Source organism: Thermobaculum sp. T2p, assembly GCF_059335935.1.
The window spans coordinates 102,993-115,632 of the sequence record NZ_JANZYQ010000027.1; the positions used below are offsets into that span (position 1 = coordinate 102,993).

13 protein-coding genes are annotated in these 12,640 nt (G+C 47.4%); 9 read left to right on the forward strand and 4 right to left on the reverse strand.

The genetic code is table 11. From position 1 onward, the window contains the following. The first annotated feature begins 2 nt into the window (after window positions 1-2). Entirely contained in the window at window positions 3-866 is an 864-nt protein-coding gene (locus N2245_RS12815) for a hypothetical protein (RefSeq protein WP_494537122.1), read from the forward strand. 28 nt (window positions 867-894) lie between these two features. On the opposite strand, the gene N2245_RS12820 is transcribed toward N2245_RS12815, so the two are convergent. Beyond that, entirely contained in the window at window positions 895-1,896 is a 1,002-nt protein-coding gene (locus N2245_RS12820) for a Gfo/Idh/MocA family protein (protein WP_494537123.1), read from the reverse strand. Between the two features lie 181 nt (window positions 1,897-2,077). On the opposite strand from N2245_RS12820, the gene N2245_RS12825 reads away from it, so the two are divergent. Then, window positions 2,078-3,562, forward strand: coding sequence for an ABC transporter ATP-binding protein (locus N2245_RS12825; protein WP_494537124.1), 1,485 nt, complete (start codon window positions 2,078-2,080; stop codon window positions 3,560-3,562). A 6-nt stretch (window positions 3,563-3,568) separates the two neighbouring features. Here the strand turns inward: N2245_RS12825 and N2245_RS12830 are convergent, their stop codons facing one another. The 3 genes from N2245_RS12830 to N2245_RS12840 all read right to left on the reverse strand — a co-directional run bounded on the left by N2245_RS12830 (window position 3,569) and on the right by N2245_RS12840 (window position 5,738). Next, complete coding sequence (locus N2245_RS12830; RefSeq protein WP_494537125.1) at window positions 3,569-4,552, reverse strand: electron transfer flavoprotein subunit alpha/FixB family protein; 984 nt, start codon at window positions 4,550-4,552, stop codon at window positions 3,569-3,571. Next, a complete protein-coding gene (locus tag N2245_RS12835; protein WP_494537126.1) occupies window positions 4,549-5,325 on the reverse strand; it encodes an electron transfer flavoprotein subunit beta/FixA family protein in 777 nt (258 codons plus the stop codon). The genes N2245_RS12830 and N2245_RS12835 overlap by 4 nt, the downstream gene beginning before the upstream one ends. Before the next feature lie 110 nt (window positions 5,326-5,435). After that, on the reverse strand, window positions 5,436-5,738 hold the full coding sequence (locus N2245_RS12840) for a hypothetical protein (RefSeq protein ID WP_494537127.1): 303 nt from the start codon (window positions 5,736-5,738) through the stop codon (window positions 5,436-5,438). A 195-nt stretch (window positions 5,739-5,933) separates the two neighbouring features. Here N2245_RS12840 and N2245_RS12845 point away from each other — a divergent pair, with 195 nt between their 5' ends. From N2245_RS12845 to hisA, 7 genes are all read left to right on the forward strand, one after another. After that, complete coding sequence (locus N2245_RS12845) at window positions 5,934-7,244, forward strand: DUF1015 domain-containing protein (protein WP_494537128.1); 1,311 nt, start codon at window positions 5,934-5,936, stop codon at window positions 7,242-7,244. A gap of 112 nt (window positions 7,245-7,356) precedes the next feature. Next, entirely contained in the window at window positions 7,357-8,235 is an 879-nt protein-coding gene (gene hisG, locus N2245_RS12850; RefSeq protein WP_494537129.1) for an ATP phosphoribosyltransferase, read from the forward strand. Window positions 8,236-8,252: 17 nt separating this feature from the next. Then, window positions 8,253-9,554, forward strand: coding sequence for a histidinol dehydrogenase (hisD, locus tag N2245_RS12855; protein WP_494537130.1), 1,302 nt, complete (start codon window positions 8,253-8,255; stop codon window positions 9,552-9,554). Next, window positions 9,554-10,666, forward strand: a complete 1,113-nt coding sequence (gene hisC / locus N2245_RS12860; protein ID WP_494537131.1) for a histidinol-phosphate transaminase — start codon at window positions 9,554-9,556, stop codon at window positions 10,664-10,666. The genes hisD and hisC overlap by 1 nt, the downstream gene beginning before the upstream one ends. 3 nt (window positions 10,667-10,669) lie before the next feature. Then, entirely contained in the window at window positions 10,670-11,260 is a 591-nt protein-coding gene (hisB, locus tag N2245_RS12865; RefSeq protein WP_494537132.1) for an imidazoleglycerol-phosphate dehydratase HisB, read from the forward strand. Window positions 11,261-11,265: 5 nt separating this feature from the next. Continuing rightward, entirely contained in the window at window positions 11,266-11,904 is a 639-nt protein-coding gene (gene hisH / locus N2245_RS12870; RefSeq protein WP_494537133.1) for an imidazole glycerol phosphate synthase subunit HisH, read from the forward strand. Then, complete coding sequence (gene hisA / locus N2245_RS12875) at window positions 11,901-12,632, forward strand: 1-(5-phosphoribosyl)-5-[(5-phosphoribosylamino)methylideneamino]imidazole-4-carboxamide isomerase (RefSeq protein WP_494537134.1); 732 nt, start codon at window positions 11,901-11,903, stop codon at window positions 12,630-12,632. Before hisH ends, hisA begins: the two co-directional genes overlap by 4 nt. The last annotated feature ends 8 nt before the right edge of the window (window positions 12,633-12,640 follow it).

The following is a 12,640-nucleotide window of genomic DNA, read 5'->3' on the forward strand; positions in this document are numbered from 1 at the left end:
TGATGTTGTTAGGTATACTGCTTATTCTCCTATCTAGCCTGGCCTACAATTTTGCCACAGTTGTGTTGGCAGCCCTGGTAAGGACTCACTTGCCAGGTATTAGGGTTATATCTAGATCTTGGCTTTTGAATCAGGCTAATAGTGTAATCCTCATAGTCTTAATGAATGCTCTTGGCTGGGTGTTCGAAGTTCTATCTCTAAGGCTTATCTCCCTGACTTTAGCTCGAGTACTCAGTGTAGCTGGTGTTGGATTCCTGCTAATCATGGCGCGTTGGAGTCTAAGAGAGGTGATTGGTAGGCGAGACCTTATTCTTGTAGGTGTGTTGTTACTGGGAACAATACTGACAGTTATAGCATCTCCACCTATGGGAAATATTACACCTAGCTTGGTGCAATGGTTCCTTCTGGGCATTCTGTTTCTGATCTTGGCTGCGCTTCCATATCTGCTTGAAATATTTCAATTGTCTAAGAGGGTATCATTGGAAGCTATAGCTTCAGGATCGGCATATGCATTCAGCGGTGTGTGCAACAAGGCTATAGCCATCTATATATCTAGTAAAAACTTATTACCACTAGCGTTGCTTCTGATCGGCCTTGTATTCACTAGCCTGTGGGGTTTTTGGGAAGAGATAAGAGCCCTAAGATATGGATCCGCTTCGACGGTATCCCCGATCATTCTGGCTATAAGTAACATGTTACCCCTAGCGGCAGCACCTCTACTATTCGGTGAGACATGGCCGGCAGACAACTTAAAGAGGGTTTTGCTTTTACTGGGAATAGGTATGATCCTATTTGGCACTTTGATGCTTTCTATGTCTTCAAATATGTCTCGAATTGGGGTTCCAACCACTTCCGCAAAAAAGTGAGGCCCTGGAACATCCCAGGGCCTCGATTCTAAGCGGTGACAGCTCCCAGAGAGACGATTCTTTTCTCCTCTGCAGACTTGTATGCTCCAAGTATAAGCTCTAGTACTCTGATGCCATCTTCTTCGTTCTGGAGCGGACGCTTACCCTCAGCAATTACTTTCGCGTACTCCCCCATCTCTATGTGGAAAGTGTTGACTGATGGAAACTCGTAAACCTGTGGTTCTTGCCCATTAAGGGCGAGGACTAGGTTGTTATCCTTGCGGTACAGTTGGCCATTCTCGCCTATCACTAGAAACTGGGACCAACCTTCGGGTTTATCATAAGCCCAGCTAGTCACTATGTTACCGACTGCGTCATTTTCAAAACGTACGAGTACCTGTGCTGAATCCTCACCCTCTATGTTCAGCCTGTGTCTACTGAGCATAGCAACTACCTCTACGGGTTCGCTGGCAGCTAGATAGAGCAGGAGATAGGATGGATGATACCCAGTATCTATGAGTTCGCCTCCGCCCACCAACTCGCGTGAGGCCCTCCATCCAGCATTAGCGTTCACCCACTTATTAAAGAAAGTGTCCACGGTTCGAATCTCGTAGATCTTTCCCAGCAATCCCTGATCCAGGATCTCCTTAGCTTTCTGGACAGAAGGGTAGAACAGTTGGTTATGGGCACACATGAGGGTAACACCGTTCTCACGCACTACTTGCCGTATCTCCTCAGCCTCCTGCGTGTTCAAGCATAGAGGCTTCTCACACATGATGTACTTACCAGCTTTTGCGGCTGCGACGATGGCATCCTTGTGCAAATGGTGTGGTAGGAGTATGTCTACCCCATCTATGTCCGCTTCTTGCAGCATCTTGTGGTAATCACTGTACTGCTCTGCGCCACCAACGATGTCTGCTATCTCTTGTCTGTTACCCTCTACTATGTCGCATACTGCTGTTACTTTGACTAAATCTGGGTACTTTGTATACCCTCTTGCATGTTGATGAGCGATTCCTCCACAGCCGATTAGTCCTATCTTAACAGTCACCTTTCAACTCCCTGATATGTTATTTTGTGTGCCCAGTGGATTTTACCCTCTGCCATGATTAGAAGGTCAAGGTTATAAGTAAGTACTACATCTTATTACTTATGCTTGTGCGTAATACGCATTGATCGATATCATTTGTTATGATCTTTCCTTTCATATTCGTTGCTTCTGAGGTTAGGGGGTGAACGCTATAGTTGAACTCAAGGGTATCTGTGCCTCTCTTCAAGGGGAAAGAATTCTGCACCATATTAGCTGGACTATCGAACGTGGGCAACAGTGGTTGCTGGTTGGCCCGAATGGTTCTGGGAAAAGCACTTTGATGAGAATCTTAGGAGCTGAGCTATGGCCAGAGCCTCAGGTTGGGACCCGTACATATAACTTCACAGGTACCCCTAGCAGGAGCCCTATAGACGCCAAGCAGCACATAGCTACTGTCTCTCCCGACCTACAAACTAAACTCAAAAATCTGGAGTATTCTCTCACTGGATGGCGAGTTGTACTGTCCGCCTTCTCAGATAGCTTCCTACTATACAGTCCTTTGAATACTGACCAGATATCTCTTGCTAGGTGCTGGGTAGATCGTTTAGGTATCCGTAATCTGATGGATGTGCCGATTCAAGAGATGTCCTATGGCGAGTTACGTAAGGTGTTGATAGCTAGAGCTATGGTTAGACAGCCTGCTCTTCTGTTGCTTGATGAGGTGTGCTCTGGCTTGGATCCCAGTGCCAGGAGAGATGTTCTAAATATACTTGAAAAGATAGCCTTATCTGGGGTGTCAATGGTGATATCCTCACATAGAGATGAGGATGTATTTCCATCTATAACCCATGTGATCCGCTTGCAGGATGGCAGGGTAGCATGGCATGGGAGGATAGGCGAATACCATAGCCTGCTCCAGGAGATTGAGACAGATGGCGAACAGACCAGTGTCTGGAAGGAAGGTTTTCATTCCTACAATGAACAGCTGACTACCGAAAGCCCGCCCTTAATAAAGATTCAGGGAGCAGATGTATATGTAAATAATCGTCAAGTACTGAAGGGTATAAATTGGAAGCTTAAGCCTGGTCAGCACTGGATTATTCGAGGAGGTAATGGAGCGGGTAAGAGCACGTTCCTCCGGCTTATTTTGGGAGATTATCGACCCGCCTTGGGAGGAACCATCAGCAGGCTTGGCCTAGATAGGCTCGGATTGTGGGAGATCAAGAAGTATATTGGCTATTACTCTCCTGAGATGCAGGAGATTTTTAGGAGAGATCTTATTGTTGAGGATGTCATAGCTTCAGGATTTGAGGCTTCTTTCGAACCCCAAAGATCTCTTCCCCAAGAGCAGATGCTCAGAGTTAGGGAAGTTATGCACTTTATGGAGCTTGGAGAGCTATCTGGTAAACCTTTAGGTCGAATGTCGTATGGCCAACTGAGGAAAGTGCTTCTTGCTAGGGCACTCGTCAATAGTCCTAAGTTACTTCTGCTTGATGAGCCTTTCGACGGCTTGGACCTTAGATCACGATCAAATATATCGAAGATACTTGGTTATATAGCTAGAAATGGCACAAGTCTAGTACTTACCAGCCACTATAACGAGGATATACCAGCCTTTATAACTCATCAGATGCTGATGTCCGACGGTAGAATTGTGGAGCAAGGAGCGTGGGGGGCTAACGATTAGCATCTTTCACTTGCTAAGTCTTTCCTGCAACTTCTCTCGTAGGAGCCTTAGCAATTCCACGGCGTCGCCAACAATCCCTACATCAGCCATACGCATTATAGGTGCATCTGGGTCCTTATTGATAGCTATTATACTTTTGGATCCTCGTACACCTTTCATATGGTGCACAGCACCGGATATACCACAAGCTATATACACTTCAGGTCTGATGCTAGCACCTGTCTGTCCTATTTGCTCGGTGTAGGATCGCCAACCAGCATCGACAGCGGCTCTTGTAGCACCAATAGCCCCATCTAGCATGGTTACTAAGTCCTCTATGAGTCTGAAGTTATCCGCACTGCCCATACCTCTTCCACCAGCTATTACTAACCTGGCGTTCGTAAGAGTAGGCCCTGGTTTTCTTTCCACTGTACTTCTGATCACCCGTGGGTAGGTTTCGTCCGGCTCGAACATACTTATGTGCTTGATTATATCCTCTGCATTATTTGCATTCGCCATCTTCAGGGAAGGACCTGAAAATGCGCCCTGCCTTATCAGAAGTATGTGAGGGCTTTTGCCTTTGAGTCTACACTTGGCAGTGTAGCTCCATCCCCATTGGACAGTAGCCACTGTAAGACCCTCTTCCTCACTAATATCCAGCACATTGGAAATTGCGCCCGTTCCCAACTTTGAGGCTAGTCTGGAGGCGATATCTCTTGAAGGTGGATCGAATGTGAACAACAGCATTCTAGGGGGCATATCTTGATTTATTAACCTGTGCAGGGTTCTGGCATGCGGTTCAGCCAAATATTCGTCGTATCTAGGGTCGGCATCTATGATTATCTCGGAGGCGCCCGTCTTACAGGCTTCGTCTACCACTCTGTCTGCTTCCGCCCCAAGTAATATCAATGATGTGCGTCCCATACCAGAGGCTTTGCTCAGGATATCCCGGGTATTTTCGGCGAGTTTGCCGTTGCTATGTTCTCCATATACCCAGATATCGTTGCTCATAGCAGTCCCCTCTGAGCCAGTATGGTAATTATACGATCCACCCCTTCATTGATATCTGTAATTATTTGGGGCTCTGTTTTACCTTGGGGCTCTACAATCTCGATGACCTCTTCTGTATTTTTAAGGTCATCTGAGGATAGTCCTATCTCGGCAACACTCAATATCTTTATCGGTTTGTTCTTTGCATGCATAATACCCCGCAAAGTTGGGTACCTTGGGGTGTAAGCTCCACTGGATATAGTCAGCAGCACCGGTATACTACACGCAACTTCCTGGTAGCCCTCTACCGTTAGCCGCTCTACCTTCAACTCTTTGTCGCTCGAAGAGATCTTTCTCACTAACGAGATGTGCGATATCCCTAACAAACTGGCTAGCATGCCAGGTACTAACCCACTTGAGGCATCTGAGCTCTCAGTCGAGGTCATTATCAAGTCATAGGGCATGGTAGATATAACTGATGCTAATACTCGTGCCGTGATGAAAGCGTCCGCGCCTTCTAGGGCTTCGTCCGAAACCAATACTGCAGCATCTGCTCCCATGGCAAGGCCCATCCGTAGAGGCTCTACGGCGCTCTGCGGTCCCATAGATACCAGCGTTATTTGGCTATTTGGGGTAGATTCTGCTAGTCGCAAAGCTCCTTCCAGGGTTACCTCGTCCCCTGGATCCATGACGTTAGGCACCCCTTCTCTGACTACCCGGAGTGTATGTTTATCTATCTTTAAATCAACCTTAGAGGGATCTGGTACTTGTTTCACACATACAACGATTTGCATATGAGTCTCCAGTTGTACGGGGGTATTATACGCTGATAAACGGCTTTATAAAGCAATAAAGGCGGGAAAGATAACTCCCGCCCCTCGAGTTCTATCTACAGAAGTTACTATTACTCTGATTGTTGTTGTGGCTTGTTGCCTTTATAGGAAGGGCCGTACAGCATTTGTCGAGCCTCTTCACCCACACCTGCCGCGTCGCAGTCCAACAGGGTAGAGAAGATGGCTCTCTTAAGTGCGCTTACTTTGTAGTCCTCAATGTTGCCCGAATCGATCTGTTCCCTAAGCAGGCAAAGTCTGTGCAATCTATCCAGGAAGAATAGCTGCCAACGGTCATAAGTCTTGACCTTGGGCTGCTGCCTCTGGGTCTCGCTGGCCTGGTTTTCCTTGACTTCCCTTATCTCACTCTGGTTCATAACTCCAACTCCATTTCCGGGCCTGCGGCCTACTTGGCTTTCATAATAAGTATAACAGCTTGGCAATTCAAGACATAGTACCTATATAGGTAGTTACCAAGAGTGTATAGCAGCTAGTGTGCCAAAGGTTGCGACTGGACATCAGCTCTTTGCGATTACTACAATTGACCTGAGAAACAACTAGAGGTAGACCTTTTGGCAGAGCTAAGTCCAATTCTCCCATTTATATATAACGTCGAATTGGTTGGAGATGTTTCTTCTGTAATCACTCCACCTTATGATGTAATTAGCGCCGAAGAGTGTGCTATTTACAGGGCAAGACACCCTTATAGCGCTATACACATAGAGTTACCTTCTGCCCACAGTAATTCAAATCCATACGAGGAAGCTGCTAAGCTTGTTCAGGAATGGGTAGCTTCTGGGGTTCTACAGCCTTTTCCTGAGCCTGCTATGTTTGTGCATCAGCAGACTTTTACCTGCCATGGCAGGAACTACACTCGTACTGCATTGGTAGCAGGCGTTCGCCTGGAGCCTTGGGAAGCCGGCGTGGTGATACCTCACGAGCGTACGTTCGCTGGCCCTAAGAAGGATAGGCTTGAACTTTTGAGGGCCACCCATGTAGCTCCCAGCTCTATATTTGGACTTTATGAGCAGAAGCCATCAGTGACCGAGGTAATAGCCTCGGTGGTATCTGCAGGTGATCCCCTGATCGTAGCTTTCGAACCTGATGTTGAGCATAGGGTCTGGGCAATCACCGATGCTAAGCAATTAGCTACTATCCATAATGCTATGAGGGATTCCAAGGTCTACATAGCAGACGGCCATCACCGCTACGAGACCGCTCTGGCTTATAGGGATGAGCGTAGAAGTCAGGATGGTAACTATGAGGATGCTGCCTATAACTATGTTGCTATGAGCTTGGTTGCTTTCGAAGATCCTGGACTGGTGGTGCTACCTACACACAGACTTATAAGAAATCTGGCTCCGACTCTGGTGGACGAGCTTCCTTCTAGAGCAGGCAAGTTCTTTAGAGTTGATAACGTCGAGTTGGTTTCGACCAGTGAGGGGACTATACAACAGATACTTCGTAATGATTGGGATTATGCTTTCTTAATGTACAGTCGCCAGGGAGCTTGGCTCTTTACGGCAGGGCAGGAGGTTGCTACTTATCTTCCGGGGGACAGGTCCGAAGCGTGGAAGAAACTGGACTTGGCCGTTCTACATGAGCTAGTGTTCCGGAACTTACTCGATATAGACCTTGGAAATATTGAAGGATATGTGCAATACACTAGAAGCGTCGAGTACGCAATTGCCGCGGTTAATGATGGGGATTTCCAATTGGCTGCGTTTGTACGACCTACAGGGGTCGATCAACTAAGGGCAGTGGCTGATGCTGGTGATAGGATGCCTCATAAGAGCACTTACTTCTATCCCAAGTTCCCAGCAGGGTTGATAATCAATAGGCTGGATGTACGTTTGCCGCGAATAGCTGAGGTTATGCATTAATGGGTAAGGGTAGAAGAAACTGGTCTCAGATAACATTTATCACCTTGGTGGTTTTGATTGTGGTCTCCCTGCTATTACAAACATGCGGTCCTGCTTTGTAAGGAGGTAGGCTTTGGGTACCGGCGAAGAGCGCAGGCTTCGGCTGGCTATGCAGAGACAGGGTAGATTGACGGAAGGAACTACTTCGCTCCTACGAGGTATAGGGCTGCAATTTGAGAGCTATCAGCAACGCCTGTTGACTCCTTGCCGTAATTTCCCGCTTGATATACTTTTCGGTCGCGATGATGATATTCCCGAATATGTAGCAGATGGTACCGTGGATTTAGGTATTGTCGGCCGCAACATGATAGTCGAGAAAGAAGCTAGAGTCGAGGAACTCCTTCCTTTGGGATTTGGATACTGTTCATTGGTCGTAGCTGTACCTAACGATTCCGATATAGATGCTCCCGAGCAATTACATGGTAAAAGGGTGGCTACCTCATACCCGAACTCTACGAAGCGATACTTTCAGAACTTGGGAGTAGAGGTGGAATTGGTAGTGCTATCTGGATCAGTAGAGGTAGCCCCTTCGCTCGGAATAGCCTCGGCTATCGTAGACATAAGTGCCACTGGTAGCACCCTGGTGCTAAATGATCTCAGGACTATAGCTACTGTTTTGGAATCTGAGGCCGTGTTGATAGCTAATCCTGAGACTGTTGAGTCATCTGATGTAAAACCCAATATAGACAGGTTGCTTCTCAGGATCAAGAGCCTACTTGCCGCCAAGCAATACAAATACGTGATGATGAACGCCCCTAGATGGGCACTGCCTGCGATCCGTAAGATCACACCGGGACTTAAATCTCCAACGGTTGTACCGCTGGCTGATCCAGACTGGGTAGCGGTACATACCGTTATCCAAGAGAGCGAGTTTTGGGAAGTTATCGAAAAACTAAGGGAAGCTGGAGCCTCCGAGATACTGGTCAATCCTATAGAAAAGCTTTTACTCTAACTGAAAGGAGTCCCGTTTTGAAAAACGTAGCTCCCGTACGCACTATAAGGCTAGCAGATCTATCACCTGAAGAGCGTCGAAGGCTAACACAGAGATCTGGGGCCATTTCCATGGATGTAACCTCTGCTGTACGTCAGATAGTAGAAGATGTGCGTCAGAAGGGGGATGAGGCAGTTCGGGAGTATACAGAGCGCTTTGATGGGGTAAAACTTGATTCCCTAGAGGTGCCTCGTGTAGAGATCAAATCTGCTTTGGATCATATAGACCAGCATCTGGCAGAGGCTATGTCCATTGCTGCGTCTAATATCAGGGCGTTTCACAGCGCCCAGATACATCCTGAACCTGTAGTGGAGACTTTGCCAGGCGTAAAGGTGTGGCGTGTGTGGCGCCCTATTGAGAGGGTGGGTGTATATGTGCCAGGTGGTGGGGCTAGATATCCATCTACTGTCCTGATGCACGCTGTACCAGCATCGGTAGCAGGCTGTAGCGAGATAGTATTGTGCACTCCCCCGGGACCTGATGGCAAGGTGCCAGAAGCAACCTTAGCCGCGGCAGCGCTAGCTGGTGTTACTAGAGTATTCAGTATAGGCGGAGCTCAGGCTATAGCCGCTATGGCGTACGGCACTCAGACTATACCGCCAGTACAGAAGATATTTGGACCAGGCAATGTATATGTTACTGCTGCCAAGATGCTCGTTTTTGGTGATGTAGATATAGACAAGCCTGCAGGTCCTTCTGAGCTGGTAATTATCGCGGATGATACAGCTGATCCTAGAGAGACCGCTGCGGATCTTATAGCTCAGTCTGAACATGCTCCTGACAATGCAAGCATACTGGTTACCACCTCCGAAAATCTTGCGGAGGCGGTATTATCTGAGCTGACGAGGCAACTAGAAGACCTACCCAATAAAGATAGGGTTATCAGCTCGTTTAGGAGCAATGGCTTCATCCTCCTAGTTGAGGATCTTGCTCAGGCTGTAGGGTTTGTCAACGAGTATGCTCCAGAGCACCTTCAGATAGTTACTGTTTCTCCTAGAGAGATTCTGGAGGGTATCAATAATGCAGGATCCATATTCCTTGGAAGGTACTCGCCTGTTCCTGCCGGAGATTACGCAGTGGGAAGTAATCATGTGCTACCTACTAGTGGGAGCGCACGCACGTTTGGTCCTCTCTCGACAGAGGAGTTCGGCAAGTGGGTGCAGGTGCAGGAACTCACCCCAGAAGGTCTGGGGGTCATATCAGATGTTGTAACTACTCTGGCGCGTGCTGAGAATCTGGAGGGACATGCTAGAGCTATTGAGGTGAGGTTTTCTGTCTGATGAGTTCAAAGCAGGATGTAAGGAAATATCTTAGGCAACATCTGGAAGATCTCGAGCCCTATAAGGGAGTGGAGACCATAGACTCTCTAGCGGCGAGATATGGGTTGGATGTATCTCAGATAGTTAAGTTGGATGCTAATGAGAATCCCTATGGCCCATCTCCTTTGGTATATCAGGCTCTTGCCAACCTGCAAGGTATTAATAGGTATCCTGATCCGTTATCGACATCCCTTAGAAAGAAGATAGCGGAATATGCAGGCGTATCTACTGAACAGGTGTTGGTAGGTGCGGGGGCTGACGAGATCATAGAGCTACTGATCCGCCTGTTCGTTGGGACGGGAGAAGCTGTGGTGGATTGTCAGCCTACGTTCAGCATGTATTCGTTATTTACTCTACAGAACGCTGGCGAGGTCATAGATGTTCCTAGAGGTGACGATTGGAATATTGACTTGCAGGCCATACTCAAGGTTCTAGCGGCTTGGCCGGTAAAACTAATATTTATTTGTTCGCCCAACAACCCTACTGGTAACCTCGTATCAGAACAGGATGTTGTACGCCTGCTGGATACTGGCATCCCCGTGGTAATAGACGAAGCTTATTATGAGTTTGCTGGTAAAACTTTCGTGGGATTGTTGCCTAAGTATCCTAACCTGTTCATAGTAAGGACGTTCAGTAAGCTTGCGGGGCTTGCTGGTTTAAGAGTGGGATATCTATTAGCGTCCGAGATCATGATCAACGAGTTGCTGAAAATCAAACAGCCATATAATGTTACAGTTGCAGGGCAAGCTGCTGCTCTAGCTTCCCTACAAGACATTGACAGACTACAGGACAACGTGCGGAGGCTGGTAGAGGAAAGGGAGCGCATGTTCACTAAGCTCAGGGGACAAGGTGTACTTCTGCCTTACCCTTCCAAAGCTAACTTCCTCCTGTGTAGGGTCAATGGGGATGCAAAGCTTGTGAGAGAAGAGCTCGCAAAGAGGGGTGTTTTTGTGCGACACTTCTCCAAGCCTAGAATACAGGATTGCCTACGCGTATCCGTTGGTTTGCCTGAACATACCGATCGTTTGATTGAAGCCTTGGATGATATCAAGAACTCTGTGTTGATAGGATAAATCATGATAGCGAGCAGGACCGGCAGCTTTCATAGAAAAACTCTTGAAACTGATATAAGGGTTGAGTTGACTCTTGATGGGGAAGGACGTGCCGAGGTAGATACAGGAATCCCCTTCCTAGATCATATGTTGATCTCACTCGCTCGCCACTCTGGTATGAATTTTTTGGTACAGGCCAAAGGTGATCTGCATATAGACGATCATCATACTACCGAGGATGTTGCATTGGTTATGGGCAGAGCTTTCAGGGCAGCTGTGGGCGATCGAGTTGGTATAGCTAGGTTTGGTTATGCCTACGCTCCCATGGATGACTCATTGGCTCGGGCGGTAATTGATATATGTGGGAGACCCTACTCAGTGTACAAGGCTTCTGGTCTGGAATCTCATGTAGGTAAATTTCAGACCTACCTAGTGGGGCATTTCTTTAGATCTTTTGCACAGGAAGCTGGTGTTACCCTGCATGTAGAGCTGCTGTATGGACATGATCCTCATCATTCCATAGAGGCTATGTTCAAGGCTCTTGCCCTTGCTATTCGTCAGGCTATTACCATACACGGTAGTGATGTTCCGTCTACTAAGGGAGCTCTGGATTAAGCCTTATGAAAGATTCATCGCCTTTAATAGCAATAGTTGATTATGGAGCAGGTAACCTGCATAGTGTAACAAGGGCGGTAGAGAAAGCAGGGGGTATCCCTCTTATAACTGACGACCCTGAAGATCTAACAAAAGCAGATGGCATAATACTGCCTGGCGTCGGGTCCGCTAAATCCGCTATGGATTTTCTAGTGGAGAAGCACATTGATCAAGAGATCCTTAATCAGGTAGATCGAGGCAAACCACTGTTCGGTATATGTCTTGGTATGCAGCTGTTGTTTGGAGAAAACGAAGAGGGTCCTACTAAGGGATTAGGCATACTCTCGGGAGATGTGGTTTTTCTTCGTGGACGTGCTAAGGTACCTCACATGGGTTGGAACAGCTTGAACCTAATACGTTCTAATCCTCTGCTAGAGGGCGTTGAGGAAGGCTCGTATGTATATTTTGTACATTCGTATCATGTAATAACTGATCAGGAGCAATTTGTAATAACTACTACCGATTATGATGGACAGATAGTATCCACTGTAGCTGGGAATAATGTCTTTGGTACTCAGTTCCATCCAGAGAAGAGCGGCGATATCGGGATTCGTATGTACGAAAACTTCATACGGATTGTCAAAGGGGAGGTAACTCCTGCATGATCATAATCCCGGCAATAGATATCCTAGAAGGTAAGCTGGTAAGACTTACCCAAGGTGATTACTCCAGAAAAAAGATTTACTCCTACGATCCTGTTATCGTCGCGCGAAAGTGGAAGGCTATCGGAGCGCAATGGTTGCATGTTGTGGATCTAGATGGCGCCCGACAGGGACATCCTGTGAACATGGATGTGATCGAGGCTATAATCACGGAGTTTGGCCCCCAGGTGCAGGTGGGAGGAGGACTGAGGACACTGGAGGATATCCGCAGTGTTGTGGAGATGGGAGCTGGCAGGATAGTGCTAGGTACTTCAGCCGTAAAAGACCCTGAATTTCTTAGGACAGTTTGTGCTGAATATCCTGATATGGTCGTAGCAGCTCTAGATGCCCGCAATGGTGTTGTTGCGGTCGATGGTTGGACTAAGTCCTCAGGATTGGATGTCCTAGAAGCAGCAAAGTCGGTAGAAGATGCAGGTGTTGGCTATATTCTCTTCACTGCTATCGAGACTGATGGCACAATGACGGGTCCTGATATCCCTGCTGTGCAGAGATTGGTGAGCTATGTTTCTGTGCCAGTTATAGCAAGTGGAGGGATAAGTGAACTAGGAGATCTCGAGGAACTTAGCAAAGCTGGAGTCTATGCTGTAATAGTTGGCAAGGCTTTGTATGAGGGCAGGCTCCCTGAGGAAGTCATAACCAAGTATTCTGTGCCTAGGGACTATAGGGGGTAACCGCGGTC